26 protein-coding genes, 1 tRNA gene and 1 riboswitch are annotated in these 25,708 nt (G+C 38.9%); of the genes, 21 read left to right on the forward strand and 6 right to left on the reverse strand.

Going from position 1 to position 25,708, the window contains the following annotated elements; all coding sequences use genetic code 11:
* The first annotated feature begins 16 nt into the window (after positions 1 to 16).
* The 4 genes from FUA48_RS15615 (at position 17) to FUA48_RS15630 (ending at position 3,050) form a co-directional block, all read left to right on the forward strand.
* A complete protein-coding gene (locus FUA48_RS15615; RefSeq protein ID WP_147584388.1) occupies positions 17 to 1,432 on the forward strand; it encodes an alkaline phosphatase in 1,416 nt (471 codons plus the stop codon).
* A gap of 76 nt (positions 1,433 to 1,508) precedes the next feature.
* On the forward strand, positions 1,509 to 1,973 hold the full coding sequence (locus FUA48_RS15620) for a hypothetical protein (protein ID WP_147584389.1): 465 nt from the start codon (positions 1,509 to 1,511) through the stop codon (positions 1,971 to 1,973).
* Positions 1,970 to 2,611, forward strand: coding sequence for a YiiX family permuted papain-like enzyme (locus FUA48_RS15625; protein ID WP_147584390.1), 642 nt, complete (start codon positions 1,970 to 1,972; stop codon positions 2,609 to 2,611). Before FUA48_RS15620 ends, FUA48_RS15625 begins: the two co-directional genes overlap by 4 nt.
* A 1-nt stretch (position 2,612) precedes the next feature.
* Positions 2,613 to 3,050 (forward strand): hypothetical protein, encoded by a 438-nt coding sequence (locus tag FUA48_RS15630; RefSeq protein ID WP_147584391.1) that lies wholly within the window; start codon positions 2,613 to 2,615, stop codon positions 3,048 to 3,050.
* Positions 3,051 to 3,066: 16 nt separating this feature from the next.
* Here FUA48_RS15630 and FUA48_RS15635 read toward each other — a convergent pair whose 3' ends face one another.
* Both FUA48_RS15635 and FUA48_RS15640 read right to left on the reverse strand, forming a co-directional pair.
* The gene (locus FUA48_RS15635; protein ID WP_147584392.1) at positions 3,067 to 4,005 is read right to left on the reverse strand and encodes an NAD(P)H-dependent flavin oxidoreductase; all 939 of its coding nucleotides are present in this window, start codon (positions 4,003 to 4,005) and stop codon (positions 3,067 to 3,069) included.
* Between the two features lie 14 nt (positions 4,006 to 4,019).
* Complete coding sequence (locus FUA48_RS15640) at positions 4,020 to 5,627, reverse strand: S8 family serine peptidase (RefSeq protein WP_147584393.1); 1,608 nt, start codon at positions 5,625 to 5,627, stop codon at positions 4,020 to 4,022.
* 148 nt (positions 5,628 to 5,775) lie between these two features.
* On the opposite strand from FUA48_RS15640, the gene FUA48_RS15645 reads away from it, so the two are divergent.
* From FUA48_RS15645 to FUA48_RS15655, 3 genes are all read left to right on the forward strand, one after another.
* A complete protein-coding gene (locus FUA48_RS15645) occupies positions 5,776 to 6,636 on the forward strand; it encodes an EamA family transporter (RefSeq protein WP_147584394.1) in 861 nt (286 codons plus the stop codon).
* Between the two features lie 119 nt (positions 6,637 to 6,755).
* Positions 6,756 to 6,866: riboswitch (SAM riboswitch) on the forward strand.
* Positions 6,867 to 7,017: 151 nt separating this feature from the next.
* Positions 7,018 to 8,196 (forward strand): trans-sulfuration enzyme family protein, encoded by a 1,179-nt coding sequence (locus FUA48_RS15650; protein WP_147584395.1) that lies wholly within the window; start codon positions 7,018 to 7,020, stop codon positions 8,194 to 8,196.
* A 28-nt stretch (positions 8,197 to 8,224) separates the two neighbouring features.
* A complete protein-coding gene (locus tag FUA48_RS15655; RefSeq protein ID WP_147584396.1) occupies positions 8,225 to 9,460 on the forward strand; it encodes a homoserine dehydrogenase in 1,236 nt (411 codons plus the stop codon).
* 63 nt (positions 9,461 to 9,523) lie between these two features.
* Here FUA48_RS15655 and FUA48_RS15660 read toward each other — a convergent pair whose 3' ends face one another.
* Complete coding sequence (locus tag FUA48_RS15660; RefSeq protein WP_147584397.1) at positions 9,524 to 10,126, reverse strand: DUF1684 domain-containing protein; 603 nt, start codon at positions 10,124 to 10,126, stop codon at positions 9,524 to 9,526.
* A gap of 113 nt (positions 10,127 to 10,239) precedes the next feature.
* On the opposite strand from FUA48_RS15660, the gene FUA48_RS15665 reads away from it, so the two are divergent.
* The 5 genes from FUA48_RS15665 (at position 10,240) to FUA48_RS15685 (ending at position 16,347) form a co-directional block, all read left to right on the forward strand.
* Complete coding sequence (locus FUA48_RS15665; protein WP_147584398.1) at positions 10,240 to 11,463, forward strand: MFS transporter; 1,224 nt, start codon at positions 10,240 to 10,242, stop codon at positions 11,461 to 11,463.
* Positions 11,464 to 11,587: 124 nt separating this feature from the next.
* Complete coding sequence (locus FUA48_RS15670; RefSeq protein ID WP_129751085.1) at positions 11,588 to 11,947, forward strand: BlaI/MecI/CopY family transcriptional regulator; 360 nt, start codon at positions 11,588 to 11,590, stop codon at positions 11,945 to 11,947.
* 1 nt (position 11,948) lies between these two features.
* Positions 11,949 to 13,991 (forward strand): M56 family metallopeptidase, encoded by a 2,043-nt coding sequence (locus tag FUA48_RS15675; protein WP_147584399.1) that lies wholly within the window; start codon positions 11,949 to 11,951, stop codon positions 13,989 to 13,991.
* Between the two features lie 78 nt (positions 13,992 to 14,069).
* A complete protein-coding gene (locus FUA48_RS15680; protein WP_147584400.1) occupies positions 14,070 to 16,121 on the forward strand; it encodes a M56 family metallopeptidase in 2,052 nt (683 codons plus the stop codon).
* Between the two features lie 85 nt (positions 16,122 to 16,206).
* Entirely contained in the window at positions 16,207 to 16,347 is a 141-nt protein-coding gene (locus FUA48_RS15685) for an SsrA-binding protein (protein WP_147584401.1), read from the forward strand.
* Here FUA48_RS15685 and FUA48_RS15690 read toward each other — a convergent pair.
* On the reverse strand, positions 16,344 to 16,856 hold the full coding sequence (locus FUA48_RS15690; RefSeq protein ID WP_147584402.1) for an adenine phosphoribosyltransferase: 513 nt from the start codon (positions 16,854 to 16,856) through the stop codon (positions 16,344 to 16,346). The two genes, FUA48_RS15685 and FUA48_RS15690, sit on opposite strands and share 4 nt — an antisense overlap.
* Positions 16,857 to 16,970: 114 nt before the next feature.
* Between FUA48_RS15690 and FUA48_RS15695 the strand changes: the two genes are divergently transcribed.
* Positions 16,971 to 17,044: transfer RNA gene (locus FUA48_RS15695), tRNA-Arg, on the forward strand.
* Between the two features lie 298 nt (positions 17,045 to 17,342).
* On the opposite strand, the gene FUA48_RS15700 is transcribed toward FUA48_RS15695, so the two are convergent.
* Positions 17,343 to 17,918 (reverse strand): Crp/Fnr family transcriptional regulator, encoded by a 576-nt coding sequence (locus FUA48_RS15700; RefSeq protein ID WP_147584404.1) that lies wholly within the window; start codon positions 17,916 to 17,918, stop codon positions 17,343 to 17,345.
* A 16-nt stretch (positions 17,919 to 17,934) separates the two neighbouring features.
* Positions 17,935 to 18,285: a DUF1330 domain-containing protein gene (locus tag FUA48_RS15705; protein WP_147584406.1), complete on the reverse strand. Its 351-nt coding sequence runs from the start codon at positions 18,283 to 18,285 to the stop codon at positions 17,935 to 17,937.
* Positions 18,286 to 18,580: 295 nt separating this feature from the next.
* Here FUA48_RS15705 and FUA48_RS15710 point away from each other — a divergent pair, with 295 nt between their 5' ends.
* The 8 genes from FUA48_RS15710 to FUA48_RS15745 all read left to right on the forward strand — a co-directional run bounded on the left by FUA48_RS15710 (position 18,581) and on the right by FUA48_RS15745 (position 25,694).
* Entirely contained in the window at positions 18,581 to 20,992 is a 2,412-nt protein-coding gene (locus tag FUA48_RS15710; RefSeq protein WP_147584408.1) for a TonB-dependent receptor, read from the forward strand.
* Positions 20,993 to 21,022: 30 nt separating this feature from the next.
* Entirely contained in the window at positions 21,023 to 21,799 is a 777-nt protein-coding gene (locus FUA48_RS15715) for an SDR family oxidoreductase (protein WP_147584409.1), read from the forward strand.
* 17 nt (positions 21,800 to 21,816) lie between these two features.
* Positions 21,817 to 22,053 (forward strand): hypothetical protein, encoded by a 237-nt coding sequence (locus FUA48_RS15720; RefSeq protein WP_147584410.1) that lies wholly within the window; start codon positions 21,817 to 21,819, stop codon positions 22,051 to 22,053.
* Positions 22,054 to 22,086: 33 nt separating this feature from the next.
* Positions 22,087 to 22,524: a lipocalin-like domain-containing protein gene (locus FUA48_RS15725; RefSeq protein ID WP_168196999.1), complete on the forward strand. Its 438-nt coding sequence runs from the start codon at positions 22,087 to 22,089 to the stop codon at positions 22,522 to 22,524.
* Positions 22,525 to 22,549: 25 nt separating this feature from the next.
* A complete protein-coding gene (locus FUA48_RS15730; RefSeq protein WP_147584412.1) occupies positions 22,550 to 22,984 on the forward strand; it encodes a DUF2147 domain-containing protein in 435 nt (144 codons plus the stop codon).
* Positions 22,985 to 22,996: 12 nt separating this feature from the next.
* Entirely contained in the window at positions 22,997 to 24,289 is a 1,293-nt protein-coding gene (locus FUA48_RS15735) for an MFS transporter (RefSeq protein WP_147584413.1), read from the forward strand.
* A 115-nt stretch (positions 24,290 to 24,404) separates the two neighbouring features.
* Positions 24,405 to 24,755, forward strand: a complete 351-nt coding sequence (locus tag FUA48_RS15740; protein WP_147584414.1) for a hypothetical protein — start codon at positions 24,405 to 24,407, stop codon at positions 24,753 to 24,755.
* Positions 24,756 to 24,770: 15 nt separating this feature from the next.
* Positions 24,771 to 25,694, forward strand: coding sequence for a helix-turn-helix domain-containing protein (locus tag FUA48_RS15745; protein WP_147584415.1), 924 nt, complete (start codon positions 24,771 to 24,773; stop codon positions 25,692 to 25,694).
* The last annotated feature ends 14 nt before the right edge of the window (positions 25,695 to 25,708 follow it).

The raw sequence follows: 25,708 nt of genomic DNA on the forward strand, positions 1-25,708 counted from the left end.
CAAACAAAACTTAAAAATGAACAGGAGAAAATTTTTCAGGAACGGTTCGCTTTTCACCATTGGCGCTGCTGTCCTTAATCCTTTTGAGGGTACTGCACAGGTACTTGACCTTAACAACTTAGACAAAAACAAAAAAGCTAAGAACATTATATTTATGGTTAGCGACGGTATGAGTACCGGTACGCTAAACATGGCCGATTTATACCTTAGCCGCAAAACCGGAAAAGGTTCTAACTGGTTACAGCTTTATAAAGACCAACGCATTAGCAGGGCACTTATGGATACGGCTTCTGCAAGTTCTATTGTTACCGACTCGGCTGCTGCCAGTTCTTCCTGGGGTGGTGGTGCAAGGGTTAACAATGGTTCGCTTAACGTAGGCCCTAACGGAGAAAGAAACATGCCTATATGGCAAAAGTTTAAAAAAGCAGGTAAAATGGCAGGATGTGTTACTACTGTACCTATTACCCATGCTACTCCTGCCGGTTTTTGTGTAAACAGCGACAGCCGTAACGCTCAGCCTGAAATTGCCGAAGAATACCTTAAACAAGGTTTTGACGTAATGATGGGTGGCGGTAATAACTACTTTAGCGCTGATAAAAGAAAAGATAAAAAAGACGTTTATGCCGATTATAAAGCTAAGGGATGGCAGGTTGCCCGTACCCGTAGCGAAATGATGGCGGCAAGTAACGATAAACCCATACTGGGTGTTTTTGCTGATGACGGATTACCATATACTATAGACCGCAGAAGCAGCAAAGAACTTACCGAGGCTACTCCTACCCTTGCGGAAATGGCTCAAAAGGCTATTGATCGCATGAAAGGACATAAAAATGGTTTTGTACTTCAAATTGAAGCCGGTAAGGTAGACTGGGGTGCACATGCCAATGATATTGCAGCAGTTCTTTATGACCAGACTGCTTTTGACGAAGCTATTAAGACGGTTATTGATTTTGCTGAGAAAGACGGTAATACCCTTGTTGTTATCACTACCGACCACGGTAATGCCAATCCGGGTATAATATACGGTCAGGAAGCCAACAGTAACTTCGACAGTATTCAAAAATATACACAAACCAATGAGTGGATACTTAATACTATTCACGAAGATTCTACCACAGCACAGGTACAGGAAATTATTGCTCATGCTAACGGAAGGACAATCTCTCAAGATGAGGCAAAAACCATATTAAGCTATTATAGCGGACTTGAAAAAGAAGGAGGGCTTTATAATTACAAGCACCTTCCTTTTAAGGCTTTTGCAGAAATGCAGAAAGAGAACAACTCGGTGGGATGGATAAGCATGAACCACTCTGCAGACTATGTGGAACTGGCAATGTTTGGTCCGGGTAGCCAACTGCTTAAACCATTTGTAAAAAACACAGACCTGCACTACCTTATGCTGGAAGCCGCAGAGGTTGAAAATAAGTTCTAAAACTTTACAATCCTATTACATCAAGGTGCCTCAATGGCACCTTTTTTTATATATTGCATCGTTAAAAATCCACACCATGAATAGATATATTAAAGAAATAATATGGCTGATAATTATATTATTACCTACTTTTTTTCTTTATACTCAAGAAGATACCATTAACATAGATATTTATGATATTTACTACGTAATGGATCGTTTAACATTCATTGCTGTAATTTTTACATTGCTGGGGTTTCTTGTTTATGGAATAAGGTCTTTAACTTATAAATTCAGGGATAACTTTATAAATATTGTTTTTTTAATATTCACCGTAATAGTTGCCCTGTTATGGATTGAAATAATTATTATAAATGACAAACTTAGTTCATCCGGTGGCTGGACCCTGTACCCTCCACTTAGTGCACAACCTCAAAAAATTGAGCATGAAGAATACTATTTTATAGCGAAAGAGCCTGTTATGCTTATCATAGAAGCAGCTATAATAAGTATTGCGTTATATACTACTTACAGAATGGGTAAAAACAAAAAAACATCATGAAAAGAGTACTCTTATTACTAACCTTATCGCTTTTTATAAGCTGCAAAAATAAAACCGAAGAAGTAAAAACCGAGGTAAAGGAAAATCCTGAATTTTCTGCTCTGCACGACGGTGATATCATTTTCCAGACATCGCTATCCTCACAAAGCCAGGCTATACAGATGGCTACAAAGTCGGTTTACTCCCATTGTGGAGTTATCTACAAGGAAGCAGATAAATATTATGTTTTTGAAGCCATACAGCCTGTTACAAAAACGCCTTTAGAAAAATGGATTGCCAGAGGTAAGGACAGTCATTATGTGGTTAAAAGGCTTAACGCAGCCAAAAACGGCCTAAAAGACTGGCAGATAAGAGAAATGAAAGAAGCCGGAAAAGAAATGGCCGGTAAGGATTATGACCTGTATTTTGGATGGGGAGACGATAAAATATACTGTTCTGAGCTGGTTTGGAAACTATATCACAAAGCAGGGGCCGATCTTTGTCCTACACAGCAGTTAAAGGATTTTGACCTTACCAACAATGCAGTAAAACAGAAACTGCACGAACGCTATGGCAGTAATATACCAATGGAGGAAAAGGTAGTTTCTCCGGCGGCATTGTTTAACAGCAATTTGTTATACACTGTAACATCTAAATAAAATGAGAAAGACAGTTGTAACCATATTAGTATTCTTTATTATTGCTTTTAGCCTCTTTTTTGCATGGTTGGCATTTACTCCTGTAGACTATGTTACTAGTGTAATTCCGGGCTGGCATACCGTAGTAACACCACCAGGCTTTTTTCTTTCCTTTTTTATAATACCGTGGATTGTCTTTACCGTTTTGATATATGTATGGGCAGCGGTAAAAAAATGGCCTCTTAATAAGCTCCTTATCATAATACATGTATTACTAAGCATACCACTACTTATAGTGTATATTTATGATAGTAATATAAATCTTGATTTCTCTTCAGATAACATCGAGTTTGTATTCAAATCATTTTTTCTTGCTGCCATTGCCTTCATGATTGGTCAGATATTTTTTATGTTACAGCTTATAACAACCTATAAAAAACTAAAAGCCCGACTGTTATAGTCGGGCTTTTTTATATTTAAAGACTTACAACTTCCTGTTTGGCCTTTTCAAAATCGGTAATAATTTCGTTTAGTATTTCGGCAGCAGGTTTAATTTCATGTATTAGTCCTGCTATCTGTCCTATTTCAAGTTCCCCTTCATCAAGATCTCCTTCAAACATACCTTTTTTGGCACGTGCCCTGCCCAGTAATGCCTTAAGATCATCTACAGATGGAGATTTGGTATACAAATCGGCCACATCATGAAAGAATTTATTCTTTATAAGCCTTACCGGAGCAAGCTCCTTTAATGTGAGGTGTGTATCGCCATCCTGCGCATTTACTATTGCCTGCTTAAAGTTATCATGTGAAGACGATTCAACCGAAGCTGCAAATCGGCTCCCTACCTGTACGGCATCGGCGCCAAGTATCATGGCTGCGAGCATTCCCCTGCCTGTAGCGATGCCTCCTGCCGCTATAAGCGGAATCTGTAATTTTTCCTTCACCATCGGGATAAGCGTAAATGTAGTGGTCTCTTCCCTACCGTTATGTCCACCCGCTTCAAAACCTTCGGCAACAACAGCATCAACACCTGCTTCCTGAGCCTTTAGGGCAAACTTTACACTACTAACAACATGTACAACAGTTATTCCCCTTTCTTTAAGCCATGCAGTCCATGTTTTTGGGTTACCGGCAGAAGTAAAAACAATCTTCACGCCTTCATCCACAATAATGTTCATTATCTCCTCAATATTTGGGTACAGCATAGGCACGTTAACACCAAAAGGCTTATCGGTTGCCTCTTTACATTTTTGTATGTGTTCGCGCAGTACTGCCGGATACATAGACCCCGCCCCTAAAAGGCCAAGCCCGCCTGCATTACTTACTGCACTTGCCAGTTTATATCCGCTGGCCCAAATCATTCCTGCCTGTATTACAGGGTATTGTATATTAAATAGTTGAGTTATTCTGTTCATTATTGATTACTATATTATTCTTTGATTAGTTTTCCCGATTTGGTTTTATTTTCAGACTGAATTATATAACTATAAATTCCTTTAGTTAGTTCTTTAATTGACAAAAAGCTTTCTTCAGTGATAGTTTCATTAATCACAACCTGCCCTAAACTGTTATAAATAGTTATTGATGCCTGCCCGAAATCATCCGGAAAAGCAATATTTATAACATCATTTGCAGGATTAGGGTATAAAATAAAATCTGTTTTGGCTACCTCCTTAACGGTAAGCTCATTTAAAGCAAAGGCAAAGTCCGGAATACCATAACCGTATTCAAAATCGGGATTTGTAAACCTGTCGGCTGAGCCCTTTACCAAATCCATAATTTCAGTATTTGTCTTTTCAGGAAATGCCTGCCAGAGGCAGGTTACCAGTCCGGCAGTTATAGGACTGGAAAAAGAAGTTCCGTTACCAAAGGTTATTGTACCGTCTGGCTTAGCAAAAATAGCCGCCGATCCCTGCGCCATAACATCGGGTTTTATGCGCCCGTCACCTGTTGGTCCTATACTACTAAAATAAGAGCGTGCCTCATCATAGCTTACAGAGCCTACCGTAAGTACATTAAAGGCATCGGCAGGTATTTCTATATACGGGTCGGCATTGTTACCATTGTTTCCTGCCGAAATCACTACTATCATACCACGGCTAAAAGCTATATCAGCACCGCGGGTCATAAATGCAGTTTGCCCGTTAACCGATTCATACGGATAATTATAGTTAGGATTATCATAGTTATAGTAGCCTAATGATGTGTTTATTACATCTACCCCAAGGCTATCGGCTACTTCGGCTGCCTCAACCCAATATGATTCCTCTACAGGGTTTTCACTACTTGTATCCTCGGTAATAAACAGGTAGTAAGAAGCATTAGGTGCAGTACCTACAAGAGCTCCCTCTACAAAGCCCCCCATTGTAGATAGCACATAAGTACCATGATTATCGGCTGTATAAATATCATTACTGCCATCTACAAAATTATACCCCCCTAAAATAAGATTGTTGTCAAAAAGGTTTTGAAAGGGCTGTGCCGTATCAACTCCCGGGAATCCGGAGTCCATAACAGCTATTATCATTCCCTCCCCTGTATAATCCTGCTGGTGTAGTACCTGCCCGTTAAGCATGTCTATCTGGGAAGTACTCATGCCATAATCATAATTCTCCTGAACATCCAGTTTATTATTTACTGTACTTGTTCTTGCCGAAACAGCAGGCCTGCCGGGAGTGTTTATGGTTTTATCTGCAAATTCAATACTTTGTACAAAACTAAGTGAAGTCAGTGCCGAAATATCCTCAATTGTTCCGCGTACATGTACCGCATTAAGCCATTTGGATTTTGCAATAACCGTAATACCGCTAGCGGCATCGGTTTGAGAAACATAATCCTCATGAATAGGCACATCCAGCTCATCAAGTGCAATGCCCTGATTGGTCCTTCTGTCTAAAGCACGTTGCGATAACATTTCAAGCGGATTTGCCAGATAATACTCGGCATCGGGTTTATCATTAAAGTAAACCCAGGCATCCTCCTGTGCATAGCAATTTGCTGATAATATAAGGAACAGTATAAATAACTGCTTTTTCATTTTAATTTTTTTATTGACCTGTAACTAAATATACGCCCTGTAGGTGTTTTTGGTTTATTTACAACACTATTACCTAGTAGGAATCAAATATACAAAAGATGCCTGCAAGTAACTAAAAGATATTACTTTTGCGCAAACCGGTTTTATAATGTTATATCTTATTTTAAGTATTATATGTAGTGTAACTGTAGGTGTTATTTTTAAAACATCAAAAAAGTATACTGCAAACATCAGCCAGATAGTAGCCTGGAATTATATTTTTGCCATTGTACTTTGCTATCTTTTTTTTAAGCCCGATCTGCAAACCGTAACCAACGATGCTCCCTGGGAACTTTACATCCCGCTATCCATCCTTTTGCCTTCGGTGTTTGTATTTCTCGCTTTATCCATTAAACATATGGGTATCGTAAAGACCGATGCTGCACAGCGCTTATCTTTGTTTATACCGGTTATTGCTGCCTATTTTTTGTTTGAGGAATCATTTTCTGTTTATAAAATAATAGGCCTGGCTATAGGCTTTCCTGCTATTGCATTAATCCTTTCAAAAAAGGACAACAATACCGAAAACAAATGGTTATACCCGGCTATAGTGCTTTTCGGCTTTGGTACAGTAGATGTACTATTTAAAAATATTGCATTGCAGACATCATTACCTTTTACCACTTCTCTTTTTGTTATTTTTTGTGGAGCACTGGTAATAGCATGGCTATATGTTATTTATGAACTGATTGTGAAAAAAGAAAAATTCTGTCTCTTCAATTTTGCCTTTGGTGCGCTTGTGGGAATTTTTAACTTCTGTAATATCCTTTTTTACCTTTATGCGCACAAGGAATTTGCAAAAGATCCGTCTGTTGTTTTTGCCGGAATGAACATGGGAGTTATTGTTTTGGGATCGCTTGCCGGCATATTTGTCTTTAGGGAAAAAATGACCCGATTAAATTATTTGGGGCTTTTTATGGCACTCTGTGCTATCATTTTTATCACCCTTTCCCAAATGCAATCGGCTTAAAGCTCTGAAAACAAAATTTTTAAAATACTAAAAATCAACACTTTAAAAAATAAATAAATTTTTATTTGGAAATTTAAAAGTTTGTCCATTAACTTTGCAGCAAGTTCTTTAGAAAATAATTCTTATCCAGAAAGACCGAGGGATTTGACCCTATGACGTCTTGGCAACCTGTTCAGGTAAAACTGAATAAGGTGCCACATTCAACCATGCATAGCATGGAAAGATAAGTTTAGAAATACGTAGATAATACTTCAAATATATTATGTGCCTTTCTGACTTATCGGAAAGGCATTTTTGTTTTATGCCCTTTCCGATAGACTGGTTTAGAATGTTTTTTTACAGAATCTGAAAAAATGTCAAATATTCTAAACATCAAAAAAAATGAAAGAGCAGACTCTAATTCTTAACAGCTTACCGATTGACCCGCTAACAGGTTCTATCTCTACCCCTATTTACCAAACATCAACTTTTGTACAGGATGCACCGGGTGTACACAAAGGTTTTGATTACTCACGCAGTAACAACCCAACCCGCAAAGTTCTTGAAGACTGCATTGCCAAACTTGAAAACGGGCATGCCGGTTTTGCTTTTGCCAGCGGACTTGCAGCTATTGATGCAGTAGTTAAACTACTTGAAGCAGGTGATGAGATTATTGCAGTGGATGATATTTACGGTGGAGCTTTCCGTTTATTTACACACGTTTACCAAAAGTTTGGTATTAAAATAAACTATGTAGACTCTACTAACGCACAAAACGTTGCGGATGCAGTAACCGACAAGACAAAACTTATATGGATTGAATCGCCTACTAACCCGACCCTTAAAGTATCCGATATCCGTACTATTGCAAAAACCGCCCGCCAACATAACATACTTCTTTGCGTAGACAACACTTTTGCTTCTCCGGTTTCTCAAAAACCTATAGACTTTGGAGCTGATATTATCATCCACAGTGCTACAAAATACATTGCAGGACACAGCGACCTTATTGCAGGTCTTGTAATAACCTCAACTCCTGAACTAAGCGAAAAAATCAAATTTATCCAAAATGCTTCGGGAGCTATACTAGGTCCTTTTGACAGCTGGTTGGTTATCCGTGGTATAGAAACATTAAACCTTAGGGTAAAACAACATGCTGAAAACGCTCAAAAAATTGCCGAATATCTACTGGAAGAGAAACTGGTTAAAAATGTTTACTATCCGGGGCTTCCGTCTCACCACAATCATGAGATTGCTAAAAGCCAACAAAAATACTTTGGCGGAGTTATAGCGTTTGATCTTGTAATTGACGATAAGCAACTGGCCTCACAAATTGTTTCGGGGACTAAACTTTTCAAACTGGCAGAAAGCCTTGGAGGAGTAAAAAGCCTTTGCTGCCTGCCTTGTGAAATGACTCACAAATCTATCCCTGCCGAAAAAAGATACGGTTCGGGTGTAACCGACAGCTTAATTCGCCTGTCTGTTGGACTTGAAGATGCTGATGACCTTATTGCCGACCTAAAACAGGCCATTGAGGCTGCTGTAAAGGCAAATGCTGATAAAACTGCTGTAACAGCTTAATTAAACCAGAAAAAAGAAGAGTATAAAAATGTCAAGAAAAAAATTAAATATAGGATTATTCGGTTTTGGGTGTGTAGGCTTCGGATTATATGAAGTACTTGATAAAACTCCCGGACTAAAGGCAAACATTAAAAACATTTGTGTTAAGGATAAAAACAAAGCACGCGAAATAGGTGCCGAAAACTTTACGTTTGATAAAAACGACATCCTTAACGACGATGATATAAATGTTGTTGTAGAACTTATTGATGATGCCGATGCTGCATTTGAAATTGTATCGGCTGCCCTTAAAAAAGGGAAAGCAGTAGTTTCTGCCAACAAAAAGATGGTTGCCGAACATTTTACCGAATTGCTGGAACTACAGCGTGAATACAATGTACCATTGTTATATGAAGCAGCCTGTTGTGCCAGTATGCCTATAATACGTAATCTGGAAGAGTATTATGACAACGATCTTTTAGAATCTATAGAAGGTATTGTAAACGGCTCTACCAATTATATACTTACCAAAACCTTTGCCGAGAACCTTTCTTATGAGGAAGCCTTAAAACAGGCACAGGATAAAGGTTTTGCAGAAAGTAACCCTATTCTTGACACAGGTGGTTTTGATGCCAAATATAAGCTGCTAATATTATTAGCACACTCTTTTGGCTACATTGCAAACCCTACAGATATCTTTAACATAGGAATTGACAACATAGGCGGACTGGAGCTTAAGTATGCCCGCGAAAAAGGGCTAAAAATCAAACTGGTAGCACAGGCCTTTAAAGGGGCAAACGGAAACCTATCCGCTTTTGTTATTCCTAAGTTCGTGGGTAACGAAGACCGCCTGTTTACCGTAGATGATGTATTTAACGGAATTATTACAAAAACAAGCTTTGCCGATACTCACTTTTTTGTAGGCCGCGGTGCGGGTGCACATCCTACAGCTTCGGCAGTACTATCAGATATATCTGCATTGAGTTATGATTACCGTTACGAATACAAAAAAATATACCAGCAGGAAGACTTGGTTCTTTCTAACCAGGTAAGCCTAAAAGTATTCCTGCGCCATACAAAAGAAGAGGCCGAAAGCCTTAAAGAATATTTTGACACTATAGAGGAATCGTATGTAAATAATGAGTCTGGTTATATAACAGGTAACATTTCCCTGGAAAACCTAAAGACCCTGCAAAGCCAAAACAAAGGCGAAAGGTCTTTTATACTATTAAACATTGAAAAAGAAAAAGAAACTGCTGTACATGAGTCTTTAATTTTAGCTTAATTAGTTTGGTCTGATTATGTTTAGGTTGGAAGCCGTATCTATTATGATGCGGCTTTTGTTTTTTTAATGCTTTTTATATTCTTTTACCCCAGCCTTAATTTCTACCAGTATATCATTCTGCTCCGGTGGTATAGGGCATGAATAATCGTGATTATAGGCACAATAAGGATTATAAGCCGTATTAAAATCTATTTGTATGGTATTACCTACAGGGATTTTAAGGTCAATATATCTTCCTCCCCCATAACTTCCGTTGCCTGATGTAAGATCGGTAAAAGGTAAAAACAGACTGTTTTTATATTCCTCTATCTTCATCATATCAACACTCTGAAAAACATCCAGTTTGTATTCCTTCCCTTTAAGGGTAAAAATAAGCTCCCCGAATTTTCTGTAACGTGGCTTTCTGCTGGTTGTGGTAGCCATATAAAATGGTTTCTCGTCAGGAGTTTTTATCAGCTTTGCAGTTACGCAATATTCCATATCTACAGGATAAAAATCGAGAGCCTTAAACGTTTTTAAATCTTCCTTCTTTAATGGCGATTCCTCCGGATTGGCATATTGGCTGTTAAGCTCCTTTTGATAGGCAAGGCTGTTTTCTTTAGAGCATTCCTGTGCCCCTGTCATAAAAGACAACAGTAAAACACCTGCCGTAAGTATGTTTTTCATTTAGTTATTTTAAGGTTCATGCAAAAGTAACCAATTCGTTAAAATATTTTTTACCGGTAGTTAATATTAAGCCCTTCTTCCTTCGTATCTTTGCTGTAAACCATCCTTTTAAAATGTTTTCTCAGGCATTCACGCGCTACATCAATAACTTCAGGGGCTTCTCCAGGGAGATATGGATACTTACTCTTATTACCTTTATTAACCGTGCCGGCACAATGGTACTACCCTTCCTGTCTAAATACTTAAAGGAAGACCTGCACTTTAGCTACGATCAGGTAGGATGGATATTAGTAAGCTTTGGATGCGGTTCTATGGCAGGTTCATGGATTGGCGGAAAACTGTCTGATAAAATAGGATTTTATAAGGTAATGGTCTTTAGCCTTTTTTCAACAGGAATATTATTTTTCGGGCTGCAGTTTGTCACTTCATTTGAAGGGCTATGTTTTGCCATGTTTGGCATTATGGTTATTGCCGATATGTTTCGCCCCGCAATGTTTGTGTCTCTTGGAGCTTATGCCAAACCCGAAAACCGTACCCGTGCACTTACATTAGTAAGACTTGCTGTAAATTTAGGGTTTGCGGCAGGACCAGCATTAGGCGGACTAATTATCACTGGAATTGGCTATAAAGGATTATTTTGGGCAGATGGGGCTTCATGTATTATATCCATTCTGATTTTTTATATCCTTGTAAAGGAGAAAAAGAAAAGTAAAGAACCGGAAACTTTTTCAGAAGAACCTTTAAAAAAGAGATCTGTATGGAATGATGCAACATTTATAATCTTCCTTTTTACAAGTTTTACAACAGCTATGGTTTTCTTCCAGTTGTTTACTACCCTGCCTTTATATCATAGAGAAGCTTATGGGCTAACCGAACTCCATACCGGGCTTATAATGTCTTTTAACGGGCTTATGGTATTTTTTATGGAAATGCCTATTGTAGGCTATTTTGAAAGAAAGAATTTCCCTAAAATAAAAATCATAATTTGGGGATCATTGTTTTTTGCTGCCAGCTTTTTTGTGTTATTAATCAATGTATGGATAGGTATACTTCTGTTAAGTGTGGTATTACTTACATTTGGTGAAATGTTTTGTTTTCCTTTTGCCAACTCCTTTGCGCTTAGCCGTGCTCCCCGCGGCCAGGAAGGAAAATATATGGCACTTTATACCATGACATTCAGCATGGCACATATATTAAGTGCTAAAACCGGTATGACAATAATTTCTCATGAGCATGGCGGATATAATGTTAACTGGTTTTTTATGGGCTGTGCCGCATTGCTTGCAGCTGCGGCTACCTTATGGGTTAAAAACCGTTTAAAAAACGAAACTGCATAAATTTTCCAACCACTTTTTTGGCATCCCTGTACAATAAAAAACTATCTTTTTAGTTATTTAACTATAAAAATAGTTTGTAAACTAAAAAATTAGTTTTAGCTTTGGATTAATAATTAAAGATGCCATGCAAAAATTAACAAACAAGGAAGAAGAAGTAATGCACATTTTATGGAAGCTGGAAAAGGCTTTTGTAAAGGATGTGCTAAAAGAGGTTAAGGAAAATAAGCCTCACTACAATACGGTATCCACAATGATTCGCAATCTGGAAGAGAAAGGGTATGTAGGTCACAATGCTTATGGCAATACACATCAGTATTACCCTGTTGTAACTAAAGAAGAATACAGAAAAGGTTTTATGAGCAATGCTATAGAGAGTTATTTTAATAACTCTTATAAGAGTATGATATCGTTCTTTGCGAAGGAAGAAAAAATAAGTGCCGATGAACTGCGTGAAATACTGGATATGATAGAAAAAAAGAAATAATATGGAACAGTTCTTCATCTATATGGTAAAAGCATCCGGCCTAATAGCCGTATTTTTTGCTGCCTATTATGTATTCCTTAAAAAGGAAACATTTTTTGTATCAAACCGATGGTTTTTACTTGCAGGTATTGTTACCTCGTTACTGTTACCAATCATCGTATTTACAAAGATTGTATGGATAGATCCGCAACCTACACAGGAAGTACATGTTATAGATGTAAGCCAGTTACTTTTAATGCAGCAGGATGCCAGTATAGCCGATGCTACAGTTGCTTTAAGCTGGCCCAATATTTTACTGGGTATTTATATAGCCGGAGTACTGTTCCTTACCATAAAACTTATAATTACTTTTATATCACTAAGGCGTATATTAAAAGATGTAAAAACCATAAAGCAGGATGGTTTCAGCTTTATTGATACCCAAAAGATACAGGCTCCTTTTTCATTCTTTAATTATATAGTATACAACTCGGCTATTTTACTGCCTCATGAACTGGAAAGTATACTTTGTCATGAAAAGGTGCACAGCGGCCAGAAACATTCGGCAGACATGCTGCTTAGCCAACTGCTTACCATTTTCTTTTGGTTCAATCCGTTTGCCTGGCTGTATAAAAAATCAATTTCCCAAAACCTTGAGTTTATTGCCGATGCTTATGCTGCTAAGCAAATCAGCGATACCACGGCCTATCAGAAAACTATGTTGAAGATTACACTTCAGCCGGAATATATTACAATCACTAATCATTTTTATCAATCACTAATCAAAAAACGAATCGTTATGTTAAACAAAAAACAATCAGGAAAACTTAATTCCTGGAAGTATGCCCTTGTATTACCTGCCCTTACTGCCTTTATTTATCTTTTCCAGATAAAAGTAGTGGCACAGGAAAGGGATAACTCTAAAGCTGTAGAAGAGGTAAGCCAGGAAAAATTTAAAATGGCTTTTGAAATCAACAAAAATTCAAATGAAAAAGACTTTGAAAAGATTAAAGAGCTTAGTGAAAAGGAATTTAATGCCACTGTAACTTTTAGCGATGTTAGCCGCAATAGCAACAACGAAATTACAGGCATTAAAATAACCGTAAATAACGGCAGCGAACCAAAGATTTTCCAAACCAAAGGCACTAACGCTATTAATCCTTTCCAAATAGAACTGGAAAAAACAGATAACAACGCCAGTACTGTAGTTTTTGCAGCATTACCCGTGAATAATGGATATAAAATGTATGCAGACAATGTTGAGTACTTTGATGAGGAAGACTTTATTGCACCTCCGGCTCCACCGGCACCAATAGCACCTATGGCGCCAAGGTCATCGGTAGCACCTCCTGCCCCGCAGGCACCTACAGTAGGTTTTATGCAACCGGGTATGCAAAACGGGCTACAGATAATTAACAGCGGTAATAATGATGTACTTGTTATTATTAACGGTAAAAAACAGCAAAAGGGAACTGCAGTTACCATACCTAACAGACAAACCATTGCATCTTTAAATATTCTTAGCGGTAAGGATGCCAAAAAGAAATATGGTAAAGAAGCTAAAGAAGGTGCTCTTGAAATTATAACACAAGAAGAAAAAGGCGGAAGCTATGTTGTAAAAATGCCTAAAGGAGTTATGCTGGACCCGAACATGATGCAAAATTTTTACATCGACCCTGTAAGCATGATGGATATTGAGGTACTTGCTCAACTTGACGGCGAAATGGCCAAAAGAATAGAAGAGCAGATGAAATATATTGAAGAGATGGGTGAGGCTGACAAAACCAAAATGAAAATCCTTATGGAAAGAGACCTTCAGAATATTAAGCGCAGTGAGGCACAGCTTCAACGTGATCAGCAAAGAATGGAAGAACGAAAAATACTCCTTGATAAAAGATCCGAAGAAAGAATGGAAAGAAACTCTGACAGAGCTAAAGAAAGAGATGAAGTGCGTAAACAGATGGAGGAAATGAGGAAGGAAATGGAGGAAGCCCGTAAAGATATTATGGAAAGTCGCAAGGAAATAGAAAAAGAGCTTGAAAGAATAAGAAGCGAAAAAGAATAAATTGTTATTGTTAGAGTTAGTTAATAACAATCGGGAGAATGCGGCTTATTACCGCATTCTCTAAAATAAGATAAACATATGGAAAACATTACCATCTATGCTTTAAAAGCATCCACCCTTACAGCCTTGTTTTACATAGCTTACCTGTTACTCTTAAAGAAAGAAACTTTTTTTACAGCTAACAGATGGTTTTTACTTTCCGGACTGTTTACCTCTGCCCTGCTTCCGCTGGCGTTCTATACAAAAACAATTATTGTTAAGCGCACATCTACAATATATGAGGCAATCACCTACTCTGTGCCACAATCTGAGGTTACACCAATTATTATACCTCAGGAGGAACAGGCTTTTACCATAAACTGGTACTATGTAGCCTTAACTATTTATCTATGCGGAATACTTGTACTATTAATAAAGTTATTTTGGGATCTCTATAAAATAAAGCGCATAATAAAAGGAAAACCTATAATACAGGAAGGGCAATATAAAATTGTAGACAACTCCTCAATAAAACTTCCGTTCTCGTTTTTCAAGTATATAGTGCTTAACACATCTGTCCTAAAGCTTGTAGAGCTGGAAAATATACTGGAACATGAAAAAGTACACAGCAGGCAAAAACATTCGGCAGATATGCTTTTGGGCCAACTATTTTGTATTGTTTTCTGGTTTAATCCATTGGCTTGGCTTTATAAAAAAGTAATCTCACAAAACCTTGAGTTTATTGCCGACAGCGAAACATCAAAATTAGTAAGTGATACTACAGCCTATCAAAAAACCTTACTGAAATTTACCCTACAGCAGGACTGTATTGCAATCACCAATCATTTCTATCAATCATTAATCAAAAAGCGAATCGTTATGCTTAACACACCTAAATCCAAAAGGAGAAACTTTATTAAGTATACCTTAATATTACCTGCCTTAACAGCTTTTATAATGCTTTTCCAGATAAGGACTGTTGCCCAGGAAAAAATTATCCCTCGTGATACAACCCCTCAAAAGGAAAAACCTGAAATTAAAGGCGACATGATTGCTGTGGAAATTAAAAATGATTTCAGCAATGAGGCTTTGCAAAGGGAGGCTGATTTTATCAATAAACAATGTGATTTAAATATACAGTTTGAGGATGTACAGCGTAACGACAAGGGAGAGATATATAATATTACCATTGTAGCCGATAAATCGGCTAACCTTAAGAGATGGAGCCAGGAAGAATATGGTAAAGCCGGACTAAAGCCTTTTTATATCGTTGTAGAAAAAGGACCTGAAGGAGAAAGTATAGTTATGATTGAAGATGAAAAATTCAAATATACGGCTAACTCTGAAATAATTTTTGACACACACGAAGACCCTGCAACAGGACAAAAAAATACGGTTATTAAAACCAAAAATGTTACCGAAAAATCATCGGCAACAGAGAGTAGTGATGTTCAGCCCGATTCAAACAATAGAAAATTTTATACTTATAGCAATAGTGTTGACACCGTACTTTATAAATCAACAGATGATATAAATAAATCCATATCACAAAGGGTAACCGATAATACAACAGGACGTATAAGAAAATATACTATTGTAAAAGAAACCGGGATTAATAGTAACGAAGTTAATGCTAATGAAGCCCTAATACTTATTGACGGTAAGGAGGCTTCTCCGGCAATGATTAAAAGTCTTAACCAAGATAATATTGCGAAAATAGATGTTAGCAAGGTAACGGAAGATAACGTAGCAAAGTATGGTGAAAAAGCGCGAAAAGGCGTTATATTGGTTACAACTAAACCTGATAATACTATTGAAGAGCATGTATGGGTAAACTCTAAGGATGGTAAACCTACCGAAACAAAATATGAATACAGTAACAATACTTCATTCATAATACATAAAGAGAATAATGATTACGATTTACAGGCCTATGCAGCAGAACTTAAAAAAACCGGAATAATAATGACCTGGAAAGGTTTAAAAAGAAATGCAGACGGAGAGATTACTTATATAGCACTTACCCTAAAAGAAGCAGACGGAAGTTATAAAATATCAGGGATTTGGTCTGATGAGGATAAGGATAAACCAATACCTAATATTTACGTAGGGAGACTTAACGGAAAGTTAAGAGCTACTTCTACCCCTTAAAACTACAACTCTTATAATTTACTTAAAAGACTGTCAATCAAGACAGTCTTTTTTTATCTTTGATAGAACCAAAACCAGTTATGCCATGTTTAAACTACTAGCCCAACTCAACAAATGGTTGTTGCCTAACTATACCAAACAACAACTTGACCTAAGCAAAGCCACAAAGCTACAAAAAGCTATAATTGCCTGGAAATATTATGTTACTACCCACGCAGTAGATTAATATACCAACGGCGAATAAATATCATATTTGCTTATCTTATCTTTACCTCTAAGGAATGACAGCTGCATCAAAAAATTGCACTGAACGATTTCACCTCCCAGTTTTTCTACCAACTCGCATACGGCTGCTGCTGTTCCGCCTGTAGCCAATACATCATCGTGTATTAAAACCCTGTCTCCTTTTTGTATACCGTCTATGTGCACCTCTAAGGTATCTACACCATATTCCAGTTCGTAAGAAGAAGAAATAGTCTCATACGGTAACTTATTAGGCTTCCTTACCGGAACAAACCCTGCATTAAGTTCATAGGCCAATAGAGTGGCAAAAAAGAACCCCCTGCTTTCTACTCCCACTACTTTATCTATGTTTTTACCCTTTAAGTTACTAAGTAACAAACCCATACATTCTTTTACCGCCTCGGCACTACCCAAAAGCGGCGTAATATCTTTAAAACCGATTCCCGGTTTCGGAAAATCCTGAATGTCACGTATATAGTCCTCCAATGCCATTTTTTTTCAATTTTATATTGGTTTGAGTTTGCAAGTTAATCAATATTCCCTATATTTGCACCCGCAAACAAGGTTAGTCAATCACCTGATTTCAGACAGCCTTTAAGCAAAAATGGCCTCGTGGCGCAACTGAATAGCGCATCTGATTACGGCTCAGAAGGTTACAGGTTTGAATCCTGTCGAGGTCACAAGCAAAAATCCCTAAATCGATATGATTTAGGGATTTTTTGTTTTAATAATCTTACATATTTAGAATTATACACTAAGATATATAAGATTTTACAGCGGGATTGGATGTCCCGAGTAGTTACCACAACCGGATACAAACCAAGATTAAATATTTATTTATCAATAAATTAAAAACTTAATCAGACTGAGCTTTTTATTGCTGCAATGTATTTCCGGCATATCCGATAAATGCTTAATATGAATTGACAGACGAAGAAAAAAGCCTAAAAACTGTTATTGAAGGCAAAAGGCCTTCTATCATAAATTTCTGTCTTTGCGCATCATGCTAAGGAAAGCGGCCGTGATACCTAAATAACTGGCAATCTGCTTTTGATCGATGCGAAGCTCAAGGCCTGGATAATGTTTCCTGAATTCAATATACCTTTGCTCGGCGGTTAGGGACATACTGGAGGTTAAACGCCTTTGCAGCATGTCGAAGCCATTTTGAGTCAATATCCGGAAAAAGCGCTCAAGTGATGGAATCGAATTAAATAATTCTTCAAGCTTTGGCAGTGTAAAATAATACACTTCTGAATCCTCCAAGGCCTGTATAGTGACGGTAGCTTTTTTACTTTTAAAAAAGCTGGCGATATCACATGCCCACCAATTCTCAGGGTAAAAGCATAAATTATGCTGCTGTCCCTCCTTATCGGTGTGGAATAACCGAAGGCAGCCTTTGTTAACAAAATAGATACGGCGCTGGACCTCACCAGGGGTCAACAATACGCTGCGCTTGGAAACAGTATCATGCTGTACTGCAGCGATCACCTGCTCCTGTTCCTCAGGAGATAGTACAACATGCAAAGCAAAATTGGAAAGTAGAAGCTCCGACATATGGCAAAAATAGCTGTTAACAGTCAATGCTGCGTGTCATAATTAATTTAATTTCGGCTGTCCCTGCAATACGTAAAGGATTAGCTATAGTTTGGTACAGCTCACTTTCAGCTATTTTTCTGAATACTTCCGCACTGGGATATTCTACCAGCAGGACTTCGTCCCACTCATCACTTTCATCAGCAATTATATTGCCGACAACTTCGCCTAGAAACCTAACATTTACCCCTGCGACGCCCAATTCTTTAGTTACAGTATTAAACGCGGGAAGATATTCTTCCATATAAATTTTGCGGTCTTTAAATTTTACCAGGTTAAGCATTACGACAGGCCCCATACCGGGAGCCACTTCAGGAAATTTAATCATGTTTATTGTTTTAAATGTTATAAAATTCTTCTGACTTGATAAATAGTTATCCTATACCAATGCTGAATTTTTTAGAATTGATTTGCTTTTAGCAATACCTAATTATTATCCAGCCAGATCAAAGGTCATTGTTCTTATTTTAAAAAAAATTCATATAGTTGAAGACTTTAAAAAAACATTATATTAAATAATTTACTGGATTCAAGCTGTTTACTTTTGGCTACAACATTACGACTTTTGGCTACAGCTGTTTTTTGATGTCATTGCACTTTTGCAATAACACAAAATCAGAACCATGAAATTAAAAAACATTTTAAAGAATCTGACGCTAATCACAGTCCTATTCCTTCTGGCACAATTATCGGCTTCTGCACAGGAAACAGGTAGTTTAAAAGGGAAAATCATCGAACAGTACACCAAGCAGCCCGTACCCGGTGCAACTGTATTTTTAGACGGAATCCAACTTAGTACCGCTACAGATACCACTGGAGTATTCACCCTAAACAATATACCTGTCGGTACTTACTCAGTAACCATTTCCTCTATTGGTTTCCAGAACAAGAATCTGACTGAAATAATTATTACAGCAAACAAAACCTATTATTCTGAAATCGAACTTCTGGAAGAAGGCACTACTTTAGAGGGCGTTACCATACGTTCCTTTAAAGGTGAAAATAATCCCTTAACACCTGTTTCCTCTTTTTCCTATTCAAGGGAAGAGATATTCAGGAACCCCGGGGCCCAGGGTGACATTATGAGAGCTCTCTCCACCCTTCCGGGTGTGGTGAGCAGCGGATCGCAGTACTCTGCCATAGCAGCACGGGGGCAGGGTACCCGTGATAATGTATATATGGTAGACGATATACCCATGTTCAACCTCTCCCACCTGGAGGCCGAAGGTTTCGCATCAGGATTCAACGACCCTAACGGGGGAAGGTTCAGTATTTTTGCTCCCAGAATTATAGACAATGTAACCTTTCAGAATGGTGGCTTCGGGGCTACCTATGGACGCAGGTCCTCCTCCTATCTTGCCCTTGGCGTTAAGGAGGGCAACAGGGCATCCTGGTCCTTCAGCGCACAGGCGGATTTACTGGGTGGCACCGTTATAGCCGATGGTCCGATAACAAAGAACACAAGCCTGTTTGTTGCTGCCCGTTACCAGAATTTTTCCGCGCTTATCAACCTTTTAGATGAACAGCAGTCCACAGTGCAATTTGGTGATTACCTTATAAAAACCAGTACCGAACTTAATGATAAAAACAGGTTGTCGTTTATTGCCATGTACAACCCTGAAAACACCAGCAGGACCATTGATGATGCAGATGAATTAGCAAATGAGGTAAACATTAACGAAGATAACAGCGGAAGGAATATCTTATGGGATCATCAGAGCAGCCAGGCGGTTGTGGGCCTTAATTTGCGTACGCTGCTCAATAGCACCAGTTACCTGACTAATGTATTGTATTACAGATCCTCTACTGTTGACAATAATTTCGGACGTTTCAATCCTTCACTGGATAGTAACGGAATTATACTTGATCCCAGATCAGGCGGATATGAAGACCGGTTAAGGCATATCACTAATAATCAGCAGGAAGTTGGCTACCGGTCTATCTACACAAAAAGCTTCGATAAACTTAAAGTTATTGCCGGTGTCGATGCAATGATGCTTAATCTTGACTACGAAAGGCTATTGAGCCGTACCGATACCATTTATACGTTTCGTGCCAGGGATATTAGTGCAAATCCTACCCAATATTACCAAATACTGGCTCCTTCACAGTACAACGCCGTATTTGACGACAATGCATTTAACGGGTCAGGTTATGTAACCCTGTCCTGGCGGGTTACCGATGGTTTTACCCTTAATCCCGGAATACGATATGACTATACCGGATTTACTGAGCAGCATACCCTGTCCCCAAGGCTGAGCGGCAGTATTGCTTTAAACAGCAGGCACAGCATTAATTTTGCCAGTGGCATTTACTACCAGGATCCGGGCTATGCCGATATTGCTGGGCAAACGGGAGGTAACACGCTTAAAAACGAACGCGCCATACAATCTATAGTTGGTTATAAAATACAGCTATCAAACGATTTGAAATTTGTTGCCGAAGGATGGCACAAGCGGTTTGATGACGTAACTGTACAGCCTAACCGTGTGCAAAGCTATCTCACAAATGACGGGAGTGGCTATGCATATGGTGCAGACATCAGCCTTACCAAAAGGCTTTCCGACAACTATTACGGCCAGGTAAGTTATTCTTATATGGAAAGTAAAAGGGATGACCATGACGGGTTAGGTGAATACGATTATATTTTTAATGTGCCGCACACCTTTAGCCTGATGGGAAGCTACAAGCCGAATGACAAATGGATTTTTTCCGGAAAATTCCGCTACAGTACAGGACGCCCTACCGACAGCTATATTGTACACCCCGATGTGTTTAATAATCCTGATATGATACGCTATTCGCAGGAGGTAACGGCGGTAAACGGTGACCGGCTACCAGACTTTATCAGCCTGGATGTAAGGGCCGATTATAACCTGCAGCGAAAATGGGGCACCTTCTCAGCGTTCGTGGACCTGGTAAATATTTCAAACCGCTTTAATGTAAACTCAGAGCAATTCGTGCCCGAAACGGGGCAGGTAATGAATATTGGTCTTGGGGTATTCCCCACCTTTGGTGTGAGGGTTGAATTATAAGAAATAAGAAAGCATAATATAACAGTAAAAATGGAACTAAAAAATAATACTATCCTCATTACAGGAGGAACCAGCGGATTTGGCTTTTTATTTGCCCAAAGGTTCATAGAAATGGGCAATACTGTTATCATAACGGGCCGTAATTTAGACACTTTAGAGGCGACCAAAGAAGTCTTTCCTTCCGTAGATATTTATCAAAGCGATGTCAGTAACCCCGAAGATATTGTTTCCCTGTACAATCATGTCATTAAAAAGTTTCCCGATCTGAATATCATCATCAATAATGCCGGAATTATGCGTAAGGTAGTAATCCATGATCATTATAACCTGACAGATATTACCCAGGAGATTGAAATCGACCTTATGGGTCCTATACGTATGGTACAACAGTTTCTGCCACATCTCAAAAAACAGAAAAAAGCAGTTATTATGAATGTCACCTCAGGAATCGCACTTATGACCTTACCCATAGCACCCATTTACAGTGCCAGTAAATCAGGCCTTCGCGCGTATACTAAAGCCTTAAGGGTACAATTGAAAAAGACAAACATAAAAGTCATTGAGTTGGTTGCCCCGGGCTCCTCTACCCCTTTAAATGATAAATTTCTGGGTGAAGATGGTGTTAGGGCTGCCACCCTTCTGGAACCCGAAAAAATTGTAGATGATGCTATAAGAGGTATACTAAAAGGTAAAAATGAAGTATACCCCGGCCTTTCAGGTTTGTTAAAAATACTAAGTAGGTTAGCTCCCGGCTTTTTGCTCAAACAGGCCAGTAAAATGGGGGCTGCATCTATGTATACTGAATAACTAAAAACTTTTGCCTTATGAAGATAATAATAGAAGGGTCACAGGTAGATATTATACAACTGCCTTTTAATGGACGAGCGATCCGTTACATATCCAGTGATATAATTCCTTCCGACGCAGTAATCAAGTTTTTTGAACGTGTAACAGGAAAACCCGGTATGAAATGGATAGTAACTCCTCATGAACAATTTAGAAAGAGGCTTCTTATAACAGGAGTAAATTTTACACGCACAGAACACGATGCAAACCAATAATTTAAATTGTAAACAAACTGAATGATAAAAGCAATGAATGACAAAATAAATAACAAGATAGTAGGTACCTGGATACTTGTTTCTGCAGTACTTGAAACTGACAATAACTGCCTCCCTTTATTCGGTAAAAATCCGGAAGGTTCACTAATTTTTACCAAAGAAATGCGCTTTAACGTAATACTCAATGATCCCGATGTGCCGAAATTCAGTACTGAGGACAGAAGCCAGGGAACCTATGAAGAATTAAAAGCGGCAACCACAGGGTCACTGGCTTTGTACGGCACCTATAAGGTAGACGAACAAGGAGACTTTGCATCGCAACACATAATAGGTTCCACCTTTCCTAACTGGAACGGACTTGATAGAAGTACCAGCCAGCTGCGACTTGAAAGAAATGAGGACTTGCTCACTGAAAATTTAATACTGGGACTTAATACTCGTGTAATTATTACATGGCAGCTTATTGAATAACAATAAAACATTGATTAACAGTTATATGAAAAAAACACTTTTTACAGTACTAGTACTGTTACTCTCAGTAACGGCATTCGCACAGAAAATATCCCCGGACAATATTGTTGGGGTCTGGAAATGTGAAGAATACAAAATAGAAATCTTCAAATCCGGGGACACCTATTCCGCTAAGCTTTTATGGGCGAAGGATATGTTTGAAGCCGATGGCAAGACCCCGAAAAAAGATGAAAAAAATCCGGATGAAAAGATGAGAAACCGCTCCCGCAAGGGCATAACACATATCACAGGGCTGACTTTTAAAAACGGTGAATATATTGACGGGAAACTCTACAGTGTCCAGGACGGGAATACCTACAGCCTGAAAGCTGTGCTTAAAACTATTAATAACCTTGAAACAAGGGGTTATAAAGGTATACCCATGATGGGAAAAACATTTCAATGGACGCGTATACAATAATCCCATATCCATATGAAGATTCAAAAAACACTTATAACTGAGGAAAACGAGAACTGGCTCTATGGCTGGCGCAGGACAGCACTTTTAGTTACGCTAGTCTTGGTGACCGTTTTTAGTCAGGTTGACCGTATACTGCCCTTCATTTTAGCAGAATCCATAAAGGATGACCTGAAACTAGGTGACATGCAACTGGGCCTAATCACAGGAGTGGCGTTTTCCGTATGCTATTCACTGGCATCTCTTCCTCTTGCCCGTTTGGCAGACCGGGGGTGGGCAAGACCAATTTTGGTAGGGTGTATTATACTTTGGAGTATAATGACTGGTTTGGGTGGCCTGGCCACAGGATTCCTGACACTGGCACTTTCCCGTTTTGGTGTAGCCCTAGGTGAGGCCGGGGGAACTCCTGCCAGCCATGCGCTCATAACTGCTAAAATCCCCGAGAAATTCAGGGGACGTGCCATTGGGCTAATAGCAATGGGAATCCCGTTGGGCACTATGTTGGGCTTTGCATGGGGAGGATATGCCGGTGATACCATAGGCTGGCGTAATACCCTTTTCGCAGCCGGTGTTCTCGGGCTTTTTATCGTTATGATTGTTTTAGCTTTTGTAGGTGTAAGGGTCTTCAAGGCACCTAATCCTGTAAACAATGAAAATCTTTTTAAAGCAGGTAAAGCTCTGTTCGCAAAGCCTGCATTTCCATGGCTGTTCGCAACAGCCCACCTACTGGGTTTTACCTCTGCCCCTTTTTATATATTTACAGCTCCTTTCCTGATACGGGAGCATGGTTTTACCACAGCTGAAGTTGGGTTGTCATTTGGTATTTTGCAGGGTTTGATGGGGATTGCCGGCACTGTAATTGGCGGTAGGCTGTTTGATAAAGTAGTAAGCCGTAATACAGGAAGGATAATGAATCCGCCGGCATTCCTCTTTTTACTGGCATCACTAACCACCTGTGCTGCCCTGTTTGCCCCTACAGGCTGGATGGCTATAGCCCTGTTTGTTCCGGCGATGCTCTCCTTTGCCTTTTTACTCCCTTTTGCTTTTGGAACAGGCCATTTGGTAGCTGGTAAAGGAAAACACGCTTTTGCAACTGGTTTGTTAATGCTGGGGTCGGGACTGCTCCCGGCAGCAATCGCACCACTCTTAACCGGACTCATTAGCGATATGGCAACAAAAGCAGGTATTCACAACGGATTACAGATCGGGCTTTTGGTAACACCGGTTTTCAGTTTACTTACGGGTATAGGATGCCTTATTATAAGCCGGAAGCTAACTGTCCCTTATCGAAAAACTCAAAATTATTAAAGTAAACCTATCCTATTAAAAACAATAGCAAGTCAGAGGAACTGTCCTGGTTTTGGTTAATCATTTCAAACTCGGAAGCTTCAATAACAGGATAACTTTTTAAAAACTATACATTATGATAAAGCATATTATTTCGCTGATACTTTTAATCGTTTCAGTGCTTCTCAGTCTAAGGCATGGTTGGAGCGCCTTTCAGCCGCCTACACCTCAACAGGCAGAAATGATGTCTATACTCGGTGTCAGCAAAAATGCCCTTCCCTATTTTGGAGCATTTTCGATACTTATCGGGTTACTATTACTGTTCCCAAAAACGTTTTTTATAAGCAATTTGATGCATGCCTTTACTATTTTAGTAATTATGGCATTATCTTTAAGAGCCGGAAATTTTAAAATTGCCCTGATCGAAATCCCTTTTTTGGCACTACCGCTTATACTGATTTGGCTAAAATATCCGTTTAAAAATTAAACTCTCTTTATGACTATGGAAGACCGAAAATTAATCCGTGTAAAATCGATAGCAGATGGATACCGCATGCGTATGCTGCCACCACCCGAACACCCCCTGATAAGCATATTAGACTGTGCCGAGGTAAAAGACAGCCATGAACCGGACAGCCCTTTAGCAAACGTTAATGTGGTTTTGGATTTCTACTTTATTTCCCTTAAAAGGGATTGCGATAAGTTAACGTACGGGCAGCAAAAGTATGACTTTGATGATGGGGTAATGGGATTCATAGCACCAAACCAGGTCGTGCGTGGGCAGCTTAGTGACCGTAAGGCCATGTCCGGCTGGCTGCTGTTCCTGCATCCCGACTTTCTGTGGGGAACACCACTCGCAAAAAAAATCAAGAAATACGAGTTTTTTGACTATAATGCCAACGAGGCACTGTTTCTTAGCGAAAAGGAAGAAAACATTATAAATGGCATTATAAACAATATCAAAGGGGAGTACCATGGCAACATTGACAAATTCAGTCAGGATATTATCATTTCACATCTGGAAACATTGTTTAACTATTGCGAGCGATTTTACCAGCGTCAGTTTATTACCCGGAAAATTACCAACAGTAAAATTCTTGGAAGTATTGAACAGACCTTAGAGGACTATCTCGATAATGAGGATTTGTCCTCAAAAGGGCTGCCGACGGTTCAATACCTTGCCGATTCACAAAACATCTCGCCTAAGTACCTTACAAGCCTTCTTAAGCAGCTGACAGGACTTACTGCACAGCAGCATATCCACGAAAAACTGATAGAAAGAGCTAAAGAAAAATTATCGACTACAGAACTTTCGATAAGTGAAATTGCTTATCAACTTGGGTTTGAGCATTCGCAAAGCTTCAGTAAATTATTTAAGGCAAAAACAAAACAAAGCCCTATTGAGTTTCGGGCAAGTTTTAATTGATTGTATCAAAAATA

Source organism: Flavobacterium alkalisoli (genome assembly GCF_008000935.1).
Taxonomy (GTDB): Bacteria; Bacteroidota; Bacteroidia; order Flavobacteriales; family Flavobacteriaceae; genus Flavobacterium; species Flavobacterium alkalisoli.